Genomic DNA, 21,123 nt, shown 5'->3' on the forward strand with positions numbered 1-21,123 from the left:
GCCCGAACGGCCGCAATACGGTGGATCGCGCACTACGACGCTGTATCGATGACGAACGACAGCCTCGAACTCGTCGCCGCTGCGCGCCGCGCGGCCGAACGGGCCTGGCGGGAGGGCTACGCCTACACCAAGGCGGGAATCATGCTCGACGATCTGCTGCCCGAAGAGGACCGGCCACGGACGCTGTTCGAGGACGACACGGGGAAGCGGGACCGGCTGATGGCCGCCCTCGACGCTATCAACGGCAGGTTCGGAACCTGGACGGCGGTGACGGCGACGCAAGGATTCAGGCGTGAATGGAAGCTGAGGTCGGAGATGCGATCGCCTGCGTGGACCACCCACATCTCCGAGGTGCCGATCGTCAAGGCCTAGATCACTTGCTACCTGCGGGCGCCAGCTGCGGCATCAGCGCCGACCGCAAGTTAAGAGAAGCGGAACGTTTCGGGCCAAGTCTAGCCAGTTCGGCGCGCGCCAAACCTCCTTCATCGCTTCCGAGATGACCTGCGCCGCTTAGGCACCCATCAATCAAGAATGATTGAATTTTGTCTTGGCCTCGCCGCTTGCATCCAGCGAAAGCGTGAATCAGGTCCACTCCACTCCCGTATGAGCCTTCATCAACCCCCGAAGCTTCTCAAGTTCGTTCATTTCCTCCCCCCAATTTTCAATGTTAATGCCGTTTTGTTAGAGCGACGGCGCCGATCGTTCGCGACCCATAGACCACTTAGATCACCGTCGTTTCCAAGCTTTCCAGGATCCGATCGATCTCCGCGGCGCTACGGGAACGTTGCTGGCTATGGATCGCTCGGGCGGCTGACAAATCGCGCTCCGACAATGCCTGGACAAGCGCGGCATGTGCCTCTGTCGATTCCACCGGGGTCGGCCGCATCATCCGGGTAAGTGTCCGGATACGCCAAATCTGTTCGAGAAATTGGTTGGCGCATGTTCCAAGGACATCGTTGCCGCTCAACGAGAAGAGCGCCGCATGAAATTCGGCATCTGCCTCGGACCAGAGTTTTAGGTCGCCCTGGGCATTCGCGGTGCCCATTTTCTGGACGGCGTCGACAAGGGGACCAAGCTCGCTGACGGACCGACGGTTATGGATGCACTCTATCGCCGTGAGTTCGAGGCCGGCCAAGGTCTCCTGCACATCCCTTAATTCCTTCCGGGATATCAACGGCACCCGAAATCCCTGTCGAGGAAGAACCTCGAGCAACTTTTCTTCGGAGAGCCGCTGAAGCGCTAACCGGATTGGCGTACGGCTCATGCCAAGGCGTTTTTCGACGTCGCCAATCGAAATCGAGACACCGGGGCGGTAGCTCCCGGCGAGGATATCTCGTTTAAGCGAGGTATACGCGATCTCGTAATTGGTCCGATTGTCAGTCACTACGTCAATCCAGGTCAGGGCATTTATACGCCGTCGTATACCCAAACTTACATCTTGGCTATCGTGCCTCTCCCGCTCCAGCTGCGCGCTTCGGCGGTTTTGCGGCCTCGCCTCCTCGACGACTAAAGGGGTCAGATCGCGCTAAGCTCTGGCTCCTTTAGATTGTCAGCAATGGCTTTGGCGTAAGCCTTGGTGTCGAGCAGCCCGCCAAGATCGCCAGTTCGTTGGCCAGACATCAGAACGGCGTCCAGCGACCGCTCGATGGACTTCGCCGCAAGCGTGAACTTTTCGTCACCGCCATCGCGCGTGCCCCACCAGTTGAGCAGCATAGCTGCGCTGAGGATGAAACCGCTTGGGTTCGCAATCCCCTTGCCAGCAATATCGGGGGCCGATCCGTGACCAGCATTGGCGGCGGCACGGCGGTCACCGACATTGAGGGAGGCAGCAAGCCCCAGCCCACCAGAAAGCGCCACAGCCAGATTGGACAGGATGTCGCCGAACATATTCGTGATGACGATGACGTCGAACCGATCCGGGTTCGTGTAGATCTCCGCCACCATGGCGTCGATATCCACTTCGCGGATCGCGACATCGGGATATTTACGCGCGACGGCCTTCGCTTCTTCGACAAAGAGCCCGTCGCTGACCTGAAGAACGTGACGCTTGCCCACGATGGTTACGTGCTTGCGCCTGCCCATAGCGAGTTCAAACGCCTTCTCCGAGATCCGACGGGAAGCCTGGCGGGTTATCTTCCGGACAGCCAGCGCCAGATCCGGAGTCGGCATGAACTCGCCGTTCCCAGAAAACATGTTTCGGTCGGCATAGAAGCCTTCGGTATTCTCGCGGGCAATGAGGCAGTCGAGGCCGGGCCGTGCCCGCTCCAGTCCCGGGCGCGAGCGTGCCGGCCGCAGGTTCGCATAGAGATCGAGACTCTTGCGGATCGTTCCGGGGATATTGATGCCCCCTTCGGAGGCCGGGGGATAAGCAGTCATACCGCCCGGCCCGAGCAAGACCGCATCCGCGTCGAATGTCGCCTCCAATACGCCGTTAGGTAGCGTCGTACCGCTTTTGCGATGGGCCGCCATTCCCACTTCGTGCTGCTCGAACTTCAGTCCGAGATCGAAGCGCTTGTCCGCCTCGGTCAGCACCAGAAGCGCGGCGTCGGTGATTTCCGGGCCAATATCGTCACCAGGCAGGACCACTATCTTCATCACTTGTCTCCAATTTATACTTGACCGTATACCGTCGCGTATGCTGTTACTGTCAATAGTAAATCCCGCCGCGTCGGTGCGTGAGCAAGGGATGGGCGGCACAGGCAACCCGCTCGAGGCCCTCGGACCTCGGCATCACAGAGAGAGCACCACGATGTTGAAGTCGCAGCGGATTGCGATCATTCACGCCACGCCTGCCGCGATGGCGCCCATTCGTGAAGCGTTTCGGTCGATCTGGCCTGAAGCTGAGCCCGTCAACATTCTTGAGGACAGTCTTGCGCCCGATCGTGCGAAGGCGGCTGATATCCCTGAGAAACTGTCAGGACGCATCGCGAGCCTGACACGCTATGCCGTGTCCACCGGCAGTGAAGCGGTGCTGTTCACATGTTCGGCTTTCGGTCCTGCCATCGAGAAAGCCGCGGCGACGGTGGACGTGCCCGTTCTCAAGCCTAACGCGGCAATGTTCGAAGCGGTAATCGCGCGCGGCGGCAAAACCGCCATGCTCTATACGTTCGCGCCGGCGGCAGAGAGCATGGAAGAGGAGTTCCGCAAGGAGGCGATGCGCCTCGGCTCCGATGCCGAAATTTGCAGCATGTTCGTCCCCGGTGCGATCGAGGCGCTGCATGCCGGCCAGATGGCCACGCACAACGGACTTATCGCAGAAGCCGCGCGGTCGCTGTCGGGCGTCGACTCCATCACGCTTGCACAATTCTCGATGGCGCCGGCTCTACGGCAAACACAGGCGGCAACGCCGATTCCGGTTCTAAGCAGCCCCGAGCAGGCGGTTATGAAGCTTCGAGAACTGCTGAGCCGGCAAACCGATACTGGCGCCCCCCTCCCCGTACGATCTGCGTCCACGGCGCTAACGGAGACCAAATGATTTTAGGTGTCATCGCCGACGATTTTACCGGCGCGAGCGATATTGCGAATACAATCGCGAAGGGCCTGCCACCGCATGGCGGGCTGAAGACGGCGCAGTTTCTCGGTGTTCCGCTGTTTGATGCGCCGAGGGAGGTCGAGGCGGGCGTCGTTGCACTCAAGAGCCGGACAATCCCCGTCGCCGACGCGGTGAACCAGTCCCTGAAGGCGCTTGCGTGGCTGCTGGCCCAAGGGTGCGAGCAGATCGTGTTCAAATATTGCTCGACCTTCGATTCCACGGAGCTAGGCAACATCGGCCCTGTTGGCGAGGCGCTCGCGGCCGCACTTGGCGTGAAAGGTGTCGTCGCTTGCCCGGCATTTCCGGGTGCTGGACGGACCGTTTATATGGGGCACCTGTTCGTCGGCGACCGGCTGCTCAATGAGTCAGGCCTTCAACACCATCCGCTCACGCCCATGACGGATCCAGACATACGGCGTTGGCTCGGCTATCAGACTCGATCTCCCGTCGGTTTTGTCGAACATGCCGTTGTCACGAAGGGCGCTGAAGCGATCGCCGAAGCGCTGAACTCCGCTGACGAGGTCCTGGCGATCGTGGATGCGACATCGGACGATGACCTTGCTACTATCGGGCGCGCCGTTGTCGGGCATAAGCTTGTGACCGGCGGGTCCGGCATCGCGATCGGACTGGCGGAAAATTTCATCAGGAGCGGAAAAGCTGCCGGTACGCGCGGCGTGGCCATCGGTACCGACGGGCCCGAGGCTATCCTGGTCGGCAGTTGTTCCGGCGCAACGCGGCGTCAGATCGACGTCCACAAACGCTCTCACCCGACGTTGAGCATCGACGTTGACAAGGTCATGAGCGGAGAGATTGCGTCGGACCAGATCGTTAGCTTTATAACCGCCAACCACGGCCACGCTCCTCTTGCTTACTCGTCCAATACGCCGGACGAGGTCGACAGGATGCAGGAGAAATACGGCAAGACCCAAGTCGCCTCAAAGCTGGATGACTTCTTTGCCGACGCTGCCCGCAATTTGATCGCGGCCGGAGTGACCAGATTGATCGTCGCCGGGGGCGAAACATCCGGCGCGGTTGTCTCGGCGCTCGACCTCGGCGCCCTGACGATCGGCCAGGAGATTGATCCGGGCGTGCCAGTGCTGCTCTCTTCCGGAAACAAACCGATCGCGCTTGCCCTGAAATCCGGCAATTTCGGCTCGCCAGACTTTTTCTCCAAAGCGCTCGAAAGGATGGGCCCGTGAGCTCCGAAGCAAAGATCCGCGACGATATCGCTCGCCTCTCCCGTTCGCTCTTTGAACGCGGCTTTTCCGTTGGCTCGGCCGGAAACATAAGCGCCATCGTCGACGACGGCATGCTCATAACGCCAACCAACTCATGCCTTGGCTTTCTCGACCCTGCGAAGATCAGCAAGATCGATCGGAACGGCCGTCACATTTCCGGCGACGCGCCGTCGAAGGAGGTTTTTCTTCATAGCGCTTTCTATGAGACTCGTCGGGGCACGGGTGCTGTCGTTCACCTGCACTCGACCTATGCAACTGCACTATCGTGTCTTGCGGACACCGATCCGAACGACTGCATTCCCGCGCTGACGCCGTATGTCGTCATGCGAGTCGGCCAGGTCAGGCTGGTTCCCTATGTCAGGCCCGGCGACAAGAAAGCTGGCGATCTCATCCGTGACCTTGGGGGACAATATGCGGCAATCCTTATCGCCAATCATGGACCCGTCGTTACCGGAAAGGATATCGTGTCTGCGGTCTACGCCGCAGAGGAGCTGGAAGAGACAGCCAAACTTCTTGTGACGCTTCGCGGTATGCCGAAGCGAATGCTTTCGCGAGAAGACGTCGTTGAGCTGGCCGTTACTTTCGGAGCAGCGTGTTGAGGTTCGCGCTTGGCTTGAACGCTGGAGACCAACAACAAGGCTCCGCTGGTATCCGGCCCTTGATTGCGGGCAATTGGAAGATGAACGGTATATCCGCATCGTTGGCCAACGTAAGGGAAATCGGCATGAAAACCGAACCAATAGCCGATGCCGTTGACGTCATCGTCTTCCCACCAGCAACCCTTCTCGAGAGCGCTGCAGCCGTCGGTCTCCCCTATAGAATCGCTATCGGCGGACAGGATTGCAGTAGCGAAACGGACGGGGCCTTCACAGGGGAACTGTCGGCCGAGATGCTGTCCGATGCGGGAGCGACGTTCGCCCTTCTGGGACATTCGGAACGACGCCGACGCCATTGTGAGACTGACGAAAACATCAGACAAAAAGCAATTCGCGCGATCGACGCAAACTTGAAGGCTGTAATTTGCGTCGGCGAAAGCTTGGACGAGAAAGCCGCGGGGGACACTCTAACTGTCCTATCGAAGCAGATCTTGCATGCCGTCCCCCGCACGGTAAATTCGTCCGATCTCGTCATTGCATATGAGCCCGTCTGGGCGATCGGCACGGGCCGCCGTCCAGAAGACCAGGAAATTAGCGAGGCGCACGCGCATATTCGCGGGCAGATGGAGGCCGTTTGGGGAGAAGGAGGCCGGCAAATTCCGATCCTTTACGGTGGATCGGTCGACTCGAAAAACGCAAAGACCATTTTAAGGCTCCCTAACGTGAACGGCCTCCTTATCGGCGCGGCCAGCCTCGACGCGGCTCATTTTTCAGCGATCTGCTCTGACGCGGCCGGACTCGCGTCTGCGAACCTGTCCATTTGAGAAGACGGAATGTGTTCCGGGCCGCTGGTCTCGTGATTGTGGGTGGCTTCCAACTTAGTCTTACAGAATCAGAAACGGGTGCGTTGGGGGGGGATTTGGCGATATTGGGAATGTCTTAGGTGTTTGATCCCACGGTTTGATGTTGCGATCCCTTCGTTGAATGGATGGACGCCATATGGGACACGTACGTCACGGGAGCGCCACGACCACGCACGCCGTCAGAGCAGCAATACAGCGATCGCAAGCTTCGCTCGCGACGTTGAGCCAGGAACTGGGGATCAACCCCAAGGCGGTCGCAAAGTGGCGTGAGCGGGCGACGGTCGAGGATCTGAAGACCGGGCCGAAGGCCCCTCATTCAACGACCCTGACCCAAGCTGAGGAGGTGGCCGCCGTCGCGTTCCGCCGGCATACCCCGCTACCGCTGGACGACTGCCTCTACGCATTGCAGCCGTCGATCCCTCATCTGACCCGATGGGCGCTGCATCGATGCCTCGAGCGGCACGGCATCTCCCGCCTGCCGGACATCGAGGGTGACAAGCCGAAGCGCCAGCGCTTCAAGCGCTATCCGATCGGCTTCTGTCACATCGATATCGCTGAGGTGCAGACCGCCGAAGGCAAGCTTTACCTGTTCTTCGGCATCGACCGCACCAGCAAGTTCGCAGTTACCCAGTTGGTCGACAAGGCCGATCGGCGAACGGCGTGGGAGTTCCTCGAACGCCTGCTGAAAGCTGTGCCCTACCGGATCCGCACGATCCTGACTGACAACGGGATCCAGTTCGCTGAGCAGCCGCGCAACCGGAACACCGCCTGGTCGCGCCAGATGCGCTTCGACATGATATGCGAGGCAAACGACATTGAGCACCGCCTCACGAAGCCGAACCATCCGTGGACCAACGGACAGGTCGAACGGATGAACCGCACCATCAAGGAGGCGACCGTCAAACGCTTTCACTATGAAAACCACGACCAGCTAGTCGACCATCACCGTCGCCTGATACCGCTCCGGCTGTCGAGGCTTAAGCGGGGCCTTGAACTTCGCCTCGACGACCAGACATCGCGGCCGCCCGCATCGGGCGATCGCGTGGATGGCGAGATCGAGACGTCGCCGTGAGTCGTCGGCTTCGATCGCGATCACCCCGATCAGGGGATCGTCCACGTCCGCACCGCAGGCGTCCATCAGCGCCTGATAGTTCTCGAGACGCCGCCGCGGATCGCGTTCGAGCACGTTTCGCATGGGTACGGTGATCTGGCGCTCGTGGACGCGTTCCAGGAATGATGGTGCCGCCCTCAGGAAGTGATGCGTCCTGTCCAGATCGAAGATCTCGACTATCGCGGGCCGAAGAGTTCGCCATTCGGCCTGGCCATATCGCCGGGCGAGCAGCTTGGTCGGATCGGATCGGTCGGCGAACCATCGCAGGGCGGCTCGGCCGTACGTAGGTGTCTCGGCGTCATCCATCGACCAGCGGGTATGCGCGAGCCCGCCCCGAAGGCCGAACGCGTCTGCCCATGGCGGCACTCTCCCCGCAATGGACCCAGGCGGCGGCACGGTCACGGGCGTAGAGCGCGGAACAGGGTCGACGGACGACCTACGCACCAGGGCGAGCCATTGCGAACGGGGCTGTCGGCTGCAGAGCTTCAGGGGTGACATCCGTGTCACCCTAGGGTGACGCGGCTGTCACCCTTAACAGAACAGACTAAAGAGGTTCGTAGGGACGGCGTCCTTTCTCCGTCCGGCGTCGGGTCGGTTGCGCGCGCCTTCGTCGTCACGGACGCGCCTAGCCAGACACGTGGCAAGGGACCGGACGGAGAATATCCCGGCTAGGGAGGGTGGAACGTAGGCGACCGCTCCTGCCGGGGGTGGCGGTGACGCGATCGTTCGGGACGCCGGTCGTGGACTTCGGACGAAATGGGCGCCCTGTCGCAATACGCGCCGCGTGCCGGCGAGAAGCTGCGATCGCACGGTTTGGTCGCGGCGCGGCTGACGGCGTTCTTCCACGCCAACAGGAACAGGCCCGAACGGCCGCAATACGGTGGATCACGCACTACGACGCTGCATCCGATGACGAACGACGGCTTCGAACTCGTCGCCGCTTCGCGCCGCGCGGCGGAACGGGTCTGCCGGGAGGGCTACGCCTGCACCGACACCCTGCACCTTCGTTGATGGATTGCGATCAAGAAGGCGGGAGTGTTTTCGAATGGGAACCGCAGCGAAGACAGCGCGGGCCTTCCGAACCAATCGAATGTTGTGAAGATCCCTAGCGATCGCCCGTCGTCACGATCGCGCCGCGTGGTTCAGTCAGCCCATGTGCTCCACACCCACCCCCGGTCCTTCACAAGCTAATGAGCGCGCTCATCGAAAGGGGCCGCGCGCCTAGCCGAGGACGTAGCAAGGGACCGGACGGAGGCTTTCCCGACCGCGGGAGAGCGGAACATATGCGACCGTCCTCATAGCGGCCATGTCGCGAATGAAGGACGTCGACGTGACGCTCCGGCTTTGGACGTTGAGATCCGTCTTGCCGCGCGCCTGCACGGCGCCTGCTCAAGGACAGGTGCTCGATCTCGTCCGCTAGGATCGACGAGGATCGAACTCGTGACGGTAACGACGTGCACTATATCGAGAAGAAGACGCTCGGACACCAATCGCAGCGAGGGGCGGCGCAACGGACCATATTTCCGTTTTCTTCATCTCATCGGAAATCCAGTCAGTAGTCGACGCCTCCAACAACGGCAGCCTCGAAGAAAACTACGGCTGTCCGATATCTTTAACCAACCCCAACTTTGATAACGTCTTGAATTTATCAATGGCGCCAACTGTGACATCCGGCGTAGCCAGAGCAACTGGTTCGGGCATACCATCCAGGTTTTGCCTCCTGTATGCTGCATTTGCCGCCGCGCCAGTAGCGAAGCTGACTATGTCAAGCGCTAGTTCCGCTGCGCCATCATCATCGATAAAACTATATTGAGCGCTCAGATCCAGATCTGGATCTGGATGATTGAGATTTATTGATATCAGTTTAGCAGCGAACGATTTATTTTCAATAGATTTCAGACAGGCGTCAATGCTGCGCTTAGCAACTTCCAACGGTAGCTTGTATTTAGCCAAAACAGGAAGGGAGTTAATAGCCAAGCATACCAATAATTTGTTTTGCTGATCAACACTCAGCGATTGGAATTCACGATCATCAATCAAGGGCCAACCTTTCGTCCATTCTTAACCACCAACTCATAGACACCCGGCCTCGCTGATCCGCCTTGCGATGTAATTCGGATCGTAAGACTTGGGTATCTTTCACTGAACTGCTTGATCACCCCCGACGATACCTGAGGATTCGTCAAGCCTTGGTAGCATGCGGTGCATACTCCAGATGCATTGGATATCTCAAGTCCGATCGATCTTCCGCTTAGAGCGGAAGGGGGTAGCTTATCCAGCTTTGTCGCAAGCGCGTTCAAGACGTCTTCCTCTGCATGTCGTGTGAAGAGGGCATTGTTGCGAGGAGATTGAATCGGGCGGTTCGAACCGTAAAGATTGTCGAGCGATGGCAAACCCGCTTCCTGCCTGAGCATTGGCGAGAGACCTTCGAAAAGCTCGAACTGTAGTTCTGGAATGTCAGTCCGCGCTGCCGCCACCGTGTCAGCACTCGACAATGCGTATTTCTTGCGTATCGCCAGGATTTCCGTCGGGTTGATCCGCCCGATTATTATCTGATTGGCACCCGCCTGATTGACCGACTGAGCAGGTGAGAACGCGTCGAGTGTCGTGCGATCGATAGCGAGCTGGTCAGCGGCGGCTATCTCTCCTGCTGTAGAACCGCCAGCCGCGCCAAGTCGTCCGGTGAGGTTCGCAGCCCCCTTCGCGACAACCGCATCGATCGCGGCGATTGTGACGTCCCCTTGGACCTTCCCAAGCGCCGTCGCTTTGTTGGTGATGCTCGAACCAGCGAACTGGTCGATCGCCACTCCCGCTCGCCGCAGGTACTCCGCAGTGCTTGTGTCATCCAGGAGCGCGTTATCCAGCCCCTGAATCGAGCCCTTTGCCAAATTGCCGGTAATGCGCCCCGGGTCAGAGAAATAATCGCCAAGAAACTGAACTTGTCCAAGCAGGCCAGTCGCTGTTCGTTCATCGACCGCCGCGTTGTAATACTCCTTGAACAGGTAAGTTTTTACGAGGCTCTCAGGCATGCGCTGTGCCCGCATGATCGATGCTTCACGATCGGCATTTGCGCGTGCGGTGTTGGCGATCGCCGTCGCGTTGGCGAGGCCTTGGGAGAGGGCCTCGTCGAACGCACCATGGCGTTCACCCGCAGCATCGCTTTTACGCGCAAGATAGAGGTCCGTCAGCGTATCTTCGTCGAACAGCGTTCCGAGCACTCCGGCGGAGAGACGCCCGACCACGTTGTCGCCAGCATTGTTGACGACGTCTTGATAGACGAGCGTGCGTACTGCGAGCGACTGCCCAGCAAGCTTGTCGGCCAGCGTCGGATCGCTCGAGCGGAGAGCTGTCATATACTGCCGATCGGCCTCGGCCTGCGCCGTAATGCCGCCCAGTTCGCTCAAACCCGCCGCCTGGACTCGTGCAACGTCGTCAGGATTGGCCGACCCGTCGCGCGACAGTTCAGCAAGCAGCCCGCGTCGATAGTTCGCGACCGAAGCGCATTCAGGTCCGGGCTGCAGACAGGCACGGGCCTGTGCGTCGGTCAGCTTCAGCATAGCCACGAGGTTGCGGACCTCGGGCTTGGCCAGATACTGATCGATCGTCGGCCCCTTGCAGTTCGGTGACGCGATCCCGCAAATGCGCGCACCGCCGAGATCGTTGTTCTCAGTCTCGGTTTGCGCCGCAAGCGCAGCGGTCGAAACGTCAAGCCCACTACCCGCGGCAACGCCGGCAACGACCGTCGCAACGAGGTTCTTGCGCGCTTCCTGATCCTGCAGGGCGCGTTCGGCCGGTCGGCCTGTCACCGGATCAATCGACGGCTTCGCATCGGCGTAGCTTGTCAGCAGGTAGTTCAAAACGACGCTGGCGGCCGACCCCGTGGCCCCGCTGGCGCACCCGCCGCCGCCGGCTGTCGCGCCCGCGCAACCGACGACTGCCTGTAACGCAGCCCGGACTGTTTCACTCTGTCCAGAGGCCTCGCCCCGACTGTTCTGCAAGCTGTCGGCGATTGACTTGACTTGGGTCACAGCCAGGCTTTGAATGATGTTCGCGGCCGCACTTTGGACGAGGCCGGTGAAGCTGCCGGTGACGTTGCTTCCTGCAGCGCCGTTGATTGCAGTCGCTATGACCCGCGCCGCACTTCCCGCACCGAAGCTGTCGCGCAGATTCCGCGAGCGATCCGTCTCTGTCACGACCGTCTGACTCAGCTCCTCGCGCACTGCATCTGTCAGCGGATTGCCTGCCAAATCCGACCCGCGGGCCAACTGCCGCTGCGCTTCGTCAGCCTTCAACCGCGCTTGCTGCTCCTCTGCCGCCCGATTAGCGAAGAAGCTGCCCGTCTGATTCGCAAGCTGCGTCGCAGCCGCAAAGCCCAGCGCGATCTCCTCGCGTTTGTTCGCGTCGTATTGCTGGATCAGTGCACCTGCATTGGCGCCTGCCGTGTCACGCCCGATCGTCGCTGCCACGGCGCGGCTGGCGGTGTCGCCGGAAGTGATATCGATCGTACCCGGCGCTATCGCCGAATAGGTGGTGCCGGACTGCTTTCCCGATGCCCCCAAAGCGACTGGTGGCGTCGCGCTAATCGTGCCGATGCCCGTACGGATGCCCGGCAAGGCGCTTCCGGGTGTACCGGGCGCCTTCGCCTCGCCGTTCGCGTTCTTGCCAACGCCGCCAATGCCGCCGCCGATAGTGAGCGAGCTCGCTTTGTATTGTTCGCGGTTGGCGAGATCGCTGGCGGTCAGCGTGCCCGTCGTGAGCCGATTCCGTGCCGCTGCCGCGTCGCTCGCGATCACGCCGCCGACAAGGTTGGTGTTCCCGGCCACGGTGATGCCGTAGCCACCTTGCCCCGCATAGATGCCCGACTGTTCGCGCACGCTGGCGAAGTCACCGGTCTGGCGGCCAGAGGTCAGGTTGCCCGCGACGGTGCCGGGACTGACCGACAGCCCCAGACTACGCTGGCGCTCGGCGTAGGTTGCGCGATCCTGCTCGCTGACGATCGAAAGCGAACCCGCGTTCACGTCGACGCGGTTGCCGATCACCTGCGCGCCACGCAGCGTGAGCGCGTCGGGTGTCGCGATCGAGACCGCGTTGCCGGCGCTGAGGACGCTCTCCACGTGGCGCACGTCGGTGCCGCTCGCGCTCCCCTTGCCCGCATTGAACGACGCGTTCGGGGTGACGCCACCGGACAGGCCGAGCTGGACGCCGACCGAGAAACCGGAGGACTTGTTCTGTTGCTCCAGCGTGTCGGTCTCCGTGCCCGACGTGAGCGTGATCGCACCCGGCGCGGTCAGCGACAGGTTGCGCGCCGCGGTGACCTCACTGCCCTGCACCGCGATCGTCGAGGCTGCACCGGCGTTGCGCGCCGCGATCGCCACGTCGTTGCCGGCGATCCGGCTGGCGACATTGGTCTCGTCGCGCGTTTTCGAGGTCGCCTTGCTGCTCGACACGCCGAAGCTGACGCCGACCGCCGCGAGATTGGTGACGCCGCCCTTGAGCGCATCGGCGGCGTTGTAGGCGGCCAGTCCGCCAGCAAGTCCGGCCACCGCGCTGGTCCGGGCGTTCGTATTGGCGTTGCCAAGGATGCGGCCGGAATCGCGCACGCCCTGCAACCCGCTGAGCACGGGGCTCTGCGCGCCGACGCTGATGCCGATGCTCGACGACTTGTTGAGCGTGTCGGTGGTCGTCACGTCGGTCGCATTGCGGATCGCGACGCTCTCGCCGCTCAGCCGGGTAAGACCGGTGCCGGTCACTTGGCTGCCGGTCACGGTCAGCGCGCGACCGGCATCAAGCGTGACGTCGCCCGCGGTCGATCCGATCAGCGAGCCAGTGTTGGTGATGCTGGTGGTGTCGACGTCGTTGCGGTTCTTGGCGACGCCGAGGAACAGCCCGCCGCCACCGATCGACAGTCCGCTCTTCTTGACGCGTGTCGACTGCGCCTCGGTGTCGGTCGCGGTCAGCGTACCGACGTCGATCGCGCCACCCGCGGCGATCGAGACGCCGTTGTTCGCGACCACGTTGGAACCGGCGATCCGCGTGTCGCCCGTACTGCGGAGCGCGACCGTGTCCCCCGACAGCGTCGACGCGACCACGCTCTGGTCGGTGCCGTTATAGGCCGTGGTGGTCTTGGTCGACGACAGGAAGCCGCCGGAGGTCTTCTGCGTGTCGCGCTGCAGCTGCGTGCTGTCGACCACGCCGGTCACGCCGATGCTCCCCGCGTCGACGGCAAGCGCGCGGCCTGCGGTGACCGTGCCGCCGTTCACCGCGAGCGCGCCTGGCGTCGCCAAGGTGATGTTGCCGCCCGCGCGCAGATCCGACAGGACATTGCTGCGTTCGGTCTGGGTTTGCGTGAACAGCGTCTTGCCTTCGCGGCCGACCGCGAACGCGGTGCCACTGTCGGTCGTGCTGCCGATCACGATATTCTGCCCGGCGGAGGCGACCAGATTGCCGCCCGCAGCCGCGCTCGCGCCGGTGACGGACAGCGTACGCCCAGCCAGCAGATCGAGATTCCCGGTCGCGGCGATGTCGCTGCCGCGATTGGTCGTGGTGGTCGTCAGCGAGACCTGCTGGTCCGAACGTCCGCCATAGTAGCGCGTCGCGACGGTGCGCGTCGTCGCGACCGGTGCCAGCGTCAGATCGCGGCCCGCGGCGAGTGTCAGGTCGCCGCCGGTGATCGCACCGCCCCGATCGATCAGGTCGCCGGTCGCCGAGACGATGCCGCGGTTGCCTAGATCGAGCCGACCGCTGTTGACGATCGTGCCGCCGGCCAGTGTGCCACTGGCGCTAGCACGGATGACGCCCGCATTGGTCAGCGAGTCGGATGCGCGCAGCTGGATATCGCGCCCGGCGATGATCGCGCCGCCGCTGGTCAGATCACCCGCGGCCGCCTTGGTCAGGTAGACGCGCGGCGCGAGCACCGTCTGCGGTCCCGACGGGGTCTGCACAATGGTCTCCACGAGCAGCACGATGTCGCTGGTCAGCGTCGCCATCTGCGTCGGCGACAGCGAGACGCCGAGCGCCAGATTGTACGTCTTTGCGAAGGTCGCCCCCGCATCGAGCAGCGCGCGATACTGGCCCTGGTTGTCGGCATAGCCAGCCAGCCGCTGCGCGCCGACCAGCGCGACGAGCTGGTTCGCGATCAGCTGCTGCTCGTAAAGCCCGTCGCCGAGCCGGCGCTGCACGCGCGACGGATCATAGCCGAGCTTGTCGAGGAAATAGTCGCTCGACAGGAAGGTATCGTAGTTGTTGAACCGGGGGTCCGCCTGGACCAGCACCTGCGAACTCGAGCTGGCGAACTGGAACAGTCCGCCCAGATCGAGCGTCGCGCTGCCGGCCCCGCCGCTCGCGCGATCGGTCGGCGGCTTGACCGCGAAGCCGAAGGTCGGGTCGATCGCGGTACCGGCGATCACGCCAGGCGTGCTGCCCGGTGCGACGACCGCGCTCGTGGTCACGACGGCGACGGCGCCACCGGCGGTGACGCTGCCGGGCCGCGCGCTCGCCGCAAAGATGTCCGCGGTGCTGCCATCCGGGGTCAGGACGAGGTTGTCGATCGTGACGGCATCGATCGTCAGCGTGCCCCCCGCGGTGATCGTCGACGGGGTCGTGAAGGTCGCCTGCGCATCGACGGTATTGAGCGGCGTCGTCGTTCGCGTCCGCCAGTTGCCGCAGCCGAACAAGAACGGACAACTACGCGTCTGCCCCAGAATCACGCCGTCCTGCTTGGTGGTGTAATACCCGGTAAACGCGGTGTTGGTCACGGCCGCGGCGCCAACCCCGAGGTTCCCTGCCGCGCTTATCGTCGAAAGCCGGTTGGTGACGCTGTCGGCATCGACCGTGACGTTGGTGCCGATGATCCGGGCTTGCCCGCTGTCGGCAAGGATCTTCGTGTCGGTGATCGTCTCCAGATATTGGGTTATGGTTCTGTTGCGCCGATTGCGGTTGTCGATGGTCTCGACATCTCGACTGGAGACGAGCGCCTCTTCGGTGGTGAACACGCTACGGTCGTTGAGCAGGCGGGTCGCGGCGATCACGATGTCGCCTTGTGCCTGAATGTCGGACGACAGGTTCTGCAGCGAGCCCGCACGCCCGGTTCCACCGAAACCGGTGACGACCAGATTGCCGAGGCTGTAGAGCAGTGCGCCATCGCGGTTGACGATATCGCCGCCGCTCGACAGCGACAGGAGCCCGCCGCGGGTGGCGATCACCGCGCTGTCGCCCGCGTTGACGATGCCGCCCGTACCGGACAGCGCGACGCTGTCGCCGAAGATCGCGCCGCCATTGGCGATCTGTGCGGCGGTCGCCGACACAGCCCCGCCGTTGAGGAGCCCCTGGTTATCGAACGTCGTGCCCGCAGTCAGCGTCAGCGTCGGCGCGACGATCGTGCCGCTGGCCTGGTTGGCGATCGATCCACCCGTGGCGATGCCGATCGCAGTACCGCCCTGCACCGTGCCCGCGTTGGTAAAGCTGCCCCCGATGTTCAGCGTCAGCGCGCCCGGCGTCGCGATCGTCTCGCCGGCAGCGTTGGTCAGATCGCCTGCTATGCCAAGCGTCAGCGCGGTCGGTGCGACGAGCCGACCGAACGTGCCGCCGCCCGAGTTGATGTCGAGCAGTCGGCCGCCGGCGAGCGTGCCAGCGCCAGCCCCGCTACCGCCGTCGAGTGCGCCAGCCTTGACGGTCAGGTCGCGTGCGGCGGCGATGCTCCCGCGGTTGGCGAGCGTCCCCGTTGCAGTCACGCGCGCATCGCGGTCCGCCCAGATCTGTCCTCCGGTCGCGTTGGCCAGGCTTGCGGCCGACAGCGTCAGGTCGCCGCCTGCCGCAAGCGTACCCGCGCCATTGTCGACGCTCGTCGCCGTCACGACGACCGATCCGTCGCCGCCGAGCGTGCCGCGATCGTTGGCCAGCGTGTTGACGGTAAAGGTCGCGCCATCGACGCCGGACGCCAGCAAGCCGTTGCGATTATCCAGCGTGCTCGCGGTCACGTCGAGCGTGCCGCCCGCCACGACGCGGCCGCCGGTCGTGGTCAGCGAGTCCGCCGCGATCGTCGTCGCGCCGGTCGACTGGATCAGCCCGCCACTGCCCGTGAGGATCGCGCGCGCGGCGGTCAGCTTGAGTTTCGCCGCATCGAGCGTGCCTCCCGCCAGCGCGATGTCCCCGTCGCGCGCGCCGACCGTCAGCATCCCGCCCGCCGTCAGTCGCGACCCGCTGGCAAGGTTGAGCGAACTCGCGGTGACGGTGCCATCGGTGGTGGCGCCGACCAGGACCGAACCGCTGATCGCATCGCGGACGTCGAGCGTCAGCGTTCCCGCCGATCCGGTCGCGACAAACGTTCCGCCATCGAGCGCGGTAAGACGCGCGTCCAGCGGGCCGGCGGCTTCGAACGATCCTCCAGCGTTACGGGTCGCACCGGCCCGAAGCGTGAGGCCGCCGCCCGCTGCGATCAGGCCATTCTCGTTCGCCAGATCGCTGGCGATCGTAAGTCCGGCGCCGCCGGCCGAGGTGAGCGTGCCACCGGTGTTGGCGAACCCGCCGGCGATCAGCGACAGCGCGCCATTGGTCGCGATCCGACCGCCGCTGTTGTCGATCGCATCGCTGCCCGACAGCGCGAGCGTGCCGGTGCCGAGATGCAGGATCGCACCCCCACGGTTATCGATCGTCGCCGCACGCAGCGTCAGATTCTGTCCGCGACCAACGATGTCGGCGGCGTGGCTCAGCGTGCCCGTCGCGGTCAGCGTCAGGTCGCCGCCATTCTCGATCGTCGCGCCGCTACCGAATGCGAGATCTCCCGCCGTAGCATCGATCGCGAGAGCGCCAAGCGCGGTAATTCGGCTGTCGGTGAACGCCAGCGTCGTGGCGCCGATCGCCACGTTGCCGTTGCTGCCGATGCGCGTTCCCGCTGCGGTCAAGGCGCCCCGGCTCGCCAGCGCCAGCGTGCCCGATCCGAGCACGGTCAGGCTGGCGCGATCGAGCGCCACCGATCCCGCCGAAACGCCGAGCGCCCCACCCGCTTCGACCGTGCCGCCACGCGAGGTGAAAGCTCCTGCGTTTATGTCGATAGCGCCGTCGGACGCGATCAGACCGTCCTGCGCGACCAGCCCCGCAGCCTTCAGGCTCGTGCCGCCATTGCCCGAAATCGTGCCGGTGTTCGTCAGCGTGGCTGCGGTCAGGTCGACTCGTCCTGCGCTCGCGATCAGGCCGGCGTTCGTCATCGTACCGACCGTGTCGGCGGTCACGCTGCCACCGCTGACCTGGCCACCGCTGCCGATCGTGACCGAGCCTGCGCGCACGGTCAGTGCACTGCCGCCCTGCAAGCCGCCTTCGGTGACGCCGAGCGCGCCGACATTGGCCGTCGTTGCACCACCGCCCGCGACCAGACCCTTGCCGGTGATCGTAAAATCACCGTCGACATTGAGATCGAGCGCCTTGCTCGCCGTGATGCTGCCCGCCACACCGTCGATGCCGAGCGCGCCAGCCCTGACAGACACATCGCCATTGCCGCCGATCTGCCCACCGCTGCCACTGATCACGCCGGTGAAGCCCAGCGTCAGTGTATCGCTGCCGAGCGCCAGCACCGCGCCACGATCGTTCGCCAGGCTGCTGCCGGTGAGTGCCAGCGCGCCGCCGGACTGGATCACGCCGCCGATATTGCCGACCGCGCCCGCCTGAGCGTCGAGCGCCGTCCGCGCATCGATCGTGCCGCCGCTATTGTCGAGCGTGGCGGTGCGCAACGTCAGCGTCCCGCCGCTCGCGAGTCCCTGGTTCACGATGCTGCCCGCCGTCAGCGACACGGCATCGCGCGCCAGCAGCCGCCCCGTCAGCGCCGCCGTGCCGCCGACATCGAGGCGCAACGTGCCACCCTGCGTGACACGTCCGTCACGGGTCAGTCCGGCGGCGAGCGTGCCACCGCTGCTCAGCGCGCCGGTCGTGACCGTGAGGTCGCCACCACTGCCGATCAGGCCATTGCCCGCCAGGCTCGCGCCTTTCAACGTCGTCGTGCCTTCGCCGTAGATCTGGCCGGCAACGTCGAGCGCACCTGCGGTCTCGATCGCGACCGCCGTCTTCGCCGTGATCGCGCCGGGCACCGATATCCTGCCGTCGAACGACAGCGTCACGCCCTGTTCGAGCCCGGCGAGATCGCCTGCGACGTTGACGCCGAGCCCGCGCTCGGTGCCGATCAGTTTGATCGACCGCGCATACATCCCGCCGAGCGCCGCGACGTCGAGCGCGAAGGCGGGCTGGTTCGGCTGCGCTGCCGTGCGCTGCCCGACCACGACTATGTCGCCGTCGCGTGTGATGTCGCCCGCGCCGAGGCTGGCGGTCACGGTATCCGCATACAGGCCGGCGTTGATCGAGACGGCGCGCGCGAAGAGGTCGAGCCGCGCGTTCGTCGCGTCGAGCCCGCTGCCGGACACGTCGATCGTACCCGTCGCCGTCCGGAATCCGCTGAGCGCGCCAACGCCGTCAACCAGGGGTTGTGCCGCCGCCAGCGTCACACGCGGCGCGTTGACGAAGCCGCAACCGTTGCACGCGATGCCGTAGGGATTGGCGAGCACCAGATCGGCGGTCTTGCCGGCGACCTCGATATAGCCGCGCAGGCTAGACGGATTGGCGGCCACCACCTCGTTGATGATCAGCGACGCCCCGCCCGACGCCTTCAGCTGCGCGTTGCCGTCGATGTAGCCCGCGAGACGGCTCTGGACGATCTTGTCGCTGTTGTTGAGCACGACGCCGCGCGCGTCGACGTTGAACGCCTGGTAGCGGTTGTAGCTGGTCCCTCTGGCGTCCGGCGCGGCGATCTTGACCACCGGCACGCCGTTCGCGCCATAGTCGAGCCTCGTCGCGCCACCGGGCACCGGAACGACCGGATTGGCCGCCGGCGGCGCTCCGTCCTGCCCTCGCGCCGGCACCGTCGCGACCAGCAGCAGAGCCGCGAGCCCTGCGCCGCCTCCGAGAGGGGACAGCGCGCTGGCCGAACGCATCCGGCGACGCAGCACGGCGAAGGTCAGCTTGGTCATGCTCAGAATCCTACACCGGCGGAAAGGCCGAACCGAACGCGGTCGCGATTGGGGATCTGGCGTCCGAACACCGGACGCGCTCCGAAGACGTCGACGAAGAACGGCCCACGCCGCGCCCTCAGCCCGAGGCCTGCGCCGCCGCGCGCGCCGGTCCCTTTGCGGACCTCGCCCATGTCGAACAGCACATACGGACGGAACCCATCGGTGATCTTGGCTCCCAACTCCTGGCGGAGGTAGAAGCCGTCGCGCCCCAGTTCCGCCGTGTCGGTATCCAAGCCGCGGATCGTGTAGGGGCCGCCGATCTGGATAAGGTCCGAACCGAACAGATTCCGGTCGCTGACCTGTCCGTGAAACTCGGCACGGTATCCGTCGATGAAGCCCTGCCCCAAGGGCAAGAACAGTCCGAAGTCGGCGCTGACGATACGGTAGCGGGCGCTCGGCAGCGCATCGGGCCTATCGTCCGGCTGCTTCTGGGCGCCGAGGATGCCGAGACCGAACCGGACTCCCACCGACCCGTCGAAGCGTGCGGCGCCGAACGTCCGCCGATCGATCAGTCGCACCTCGAGGTCGGTCAGATCCTGTCGCTGGATGCCGATCTCGACGTCGTTGATGAAGTTGCGGCCCCATCGCCGTGCAAGGCCGAAGCTGATCGAGTCCTTCGTCGTCTGGTCGCGGTAGAACACCCGCTCCGCGCCGATCGCGACTCGGTCGAGCGTGCCGCGCGTGCCGAAGCTGCTGACCTCGCCATTGACGGTCTGGCTGTAGCGGTTGGCCGAGCCACTGGCGTTGAACGTCCACCACCCGGCGGGGACGGAGATCGATCCGCCGACGCCGCGGCTGTCGGCGGGCACGCCCGGCGAATCCGTTCGGCGATTGTAATAGGCGCTGATCACTTCCGAAAAGCCCAGCTGCCCGAGTTCGGCGACCTGCGCGGAGCCCTGGTAGCGCCCGACCCGTTCGCCGGCGAAGTTGTTGATCGACAGCGACCCGGCGATCGGCCGCGCATGGTTCACGGTGACGTCGAGGACCGATTGGCCCGGCGCGTCCCCCGGCACGATGTCGACGGCCACGGTTCGTCCGGGAACGCTGCGCATCTGCTCCAGCCCCTGTTCGAGCGCGCGCAGGTCGAGCAGGTCGTCACGTCCGACCGGCGTCGCTCGGCCCCACACCCTGGTCCTGTCCGTCTTGTTGACCCGGATATCCTCGACGACGCCTGGCACCACGACGATGCGCAGCGTGCCGCTAGCCAGATCCTGTTCGGGCAGGCCTGCGCGCGTCGTCACCAGACCACGCTCGATGAACGCGCCCTGCAGACTGCGGATGATGTAGTCGAGACCCGCGGTCCCGACGCACCTACCGCGATATTGCGCGACGAACCCGGGCACCCATCGCAGCTTGGGGAGGCTTGCGTTCTCGACGACGACGTCGCGCACCGCGAAGCAGCCGGCCTCCACCGGGAAGGGCCCCAGCGGCGTCGGTGCTGCGCGCTCGATCGCCGCGACCGGTGCCGCCTCCCGCGCCGCGCGCTCCGCCGCCTGCCGCTGCGCGCGGATGCGGGCCTGCTCCTGATCGGCGGGCGACGAGACCTGCGCCGCCGCGGCCGTAGACAGCAGAACGAAACCGATAAGGCCGACGGCCGATGCCGTCCGCTCGCGACAGGATTTGCCGCTCGTTCGTCTAGCCGATCCCGTCGTCATCAACGCTCTACCCACTATTCGAACTAACGATACATTCGATGTTCGTAATTTTACAAGATCGTTGGTCGACCAATGCGG

General features: G+C 64.1%; 12 protein-coding genes. 7 read left to right on the top strand and 5 right to left on the bottom strand.

Annotated features, from left to right (window positions below; all coding sequences use genetic code 11):
- Window positions 1-48 precede the first annotated feature (48 nt).
- On the top strand, window positions 49-372 hold the full coding sequence (locus J4O76_RS03190) for a DUF4113 domain-containing protein (protein ID WP_426280167.1): 324 nt from the start codon (window positions 49-51) through the stop codon (window positions 370-372).
- Window positions 373-721: 349 nt separating this feature from the next.
- On the opposite strand, the gene J4O76_RS03195 is transcribed toward J4O76_RS03190, so the two are convergent.
- Together J4O76_RS03195 and J4O76_RS03200 are read right to left on the bottom strand one after the other, a co-directional pair.
- Complete coding sequence (locus J4O76_RS03195; protein WP_426280168.1) at window positions 722-1,384, bottom strand: GntR family transcriptional regulator; 663 nt, start codon at window positions 1,382-1,384, stop codon at window positions 722-724.
- 131 nt (window positions 1,385-1,515) lie between these two features.
- The gene (locus J4O76_RS03200; protein WP_426280169.1) at window positions 1,516-2,595 is read right to left on the bottom strand and encodes an isocitrate/isopropylmalate dehydrogenase family protein; all 1,080 of its coding nucleotides are present in this window, start codon (window positions 2,593-2,595) and stop codon (window positions 1,516-1,518) included.
- Window positions 2,596-2,749: 154 nt separating this feature from the next.
- Between J4O76_RS03200 and J4O76_RS03205 the strand changes: the two genes are divergently transcribed.
- The 6 genes from J4O76_RS03205 (at window position 2,750) to J4O76_RS03230 (ending at window position 8,351) form a co-directional block, all read left to right on the top strand.
- Complete coding sequence (locus tag J4O76_RS03205; RefSeq protein WP_426280170.1) at window positions 2,750-3,475, top strand: arylsulfatase; 726 nt, start codon at window positions 2,750-2,752, stop codon at window positions 3,473-3,475.
- The gene (gene otnK, locus J4O76_RS03210) at window positions 3,472-4,731 is read left to right on the top strand and encodes a 3-oxo-tetronate kinase (protein WP_426280171.1); all 1,260 of its coding nucleotides are present in this window, start codon (window positions 3,472-3,474) and stop codon (window positions 4,729-4,731) included. The genes J4O76_RS03205 and otnK overlap by 4 nt, the downstream gene beginning before the upstream one ends.
- Window positions 4,728-5,369, top strand: coding sequence for a 3-oxo-tetronate 4-phosphate decarboxylase (gene otnC, locus J4O76_RS03215; protein WP_426280172.1), 642 nt, complete (start codon window positions 4,728-4,730; stop codon window positions 5,367-5,369). The genes otnK and otnC overlap by 4 nt, the downstream gene beginning before the upstream one ends.
- Window positions 5,363-6,190 carry a triose-phosphate isomerase gene (gene tpiA, locus J4O76_RS03220; RefSeq protein ID WP_426280173.1) on the top strand — a complete coding sequence of 276 codons (828 nt, stop codon included), beginning with the start codon at window positions 5,363-5,365 and terminating at the stop codon, window positions 6,188-6,190. The genes otnC and tpiA overlap by 7 nt, the downstream gene beginning before the upstream one ends.
- 175 nt (window positions 6,191-6,365) lie before the next feature.
- Window positions 6,366-7,301, top strand: coding sequence for an IS481 family transposase (locus J4O76_RS03225; protein ID WP_426280174.1), 936 nt, complete (start codon window positions 6,366-6,368; stop codon window positions 7,299-7,301).
- Between the two features lie 795 nt (window positions 7,302-8,096).
- Window positions 8,097-8,351 (top strand): hypothetical protein, encoded by a 255-nt coding sequence (locus J4O76_RS03230; protein ID WP_426280176.1) that lies wholly within the window; start codon window positions 8,097-8,099, stop codon window positions 8,349-8,351.
- Between the two features lie 582 nt (window positions 8,352-8,933).
- Here J4O76_RS03230 and J4O76_RS03235 read toward each other — a convergent pair.
- The 3 genes from J4O76_RS03235 to J4O76_RS03245 are packed head-to-tail and all read right to left on the bottom strand — an operon-like array spanning window position 8,934 to window position 21,045.
- A complete protein-coding gene (locus J4O76_RS03235; RefSeq protein WP_426280178.1) occupies window positions 8,934-9,380 on the bottom strand; it encodes a hypothetical protein in 447 nt (148 codons plus the stop codon).
- Entirely contained in the window at window positions 9,377-19,348 is a 9,972-nt protein-coding gene (locus tag J4O76_RS03240) for a hemagglutinin repeat-containing protein (protein ID WP_426280179.1), read from the bottom strand. The genes J4O76_RS03235 and J4O76_RS03240 overlap by 4 nt, the downstream gene beginning before the upstream one ends.
- Window positions 19,349-19,350: 2 nt before the next feature.
- On the bottom strand, window positions 19,351-21,045 hold the full coding sequence (locus J4O76_RS03245; protein ID WP_426280181.1) for a ShlB/FhaC/HecB family hemolysin secretion/activation protein: 1,695 nt from the start codon (window positions 21,043-21,045) through the stop codon (window positions 19,351-19,353).
- Between the last annotated feature and the right edge of the window lie 78 nt (window positions 21,046-21,123).

The sequence above is a fragment of the Sphingomonas sp. NFX23 genome (genome assembly GCF_049887795.1).
Taxonomy (GTDB): domain Bacteria; phylum Pseudomonadota; class Alphaproteobacteria; order Sphingomonadales; family Sphingomonadaceae; genus Sphingomonas.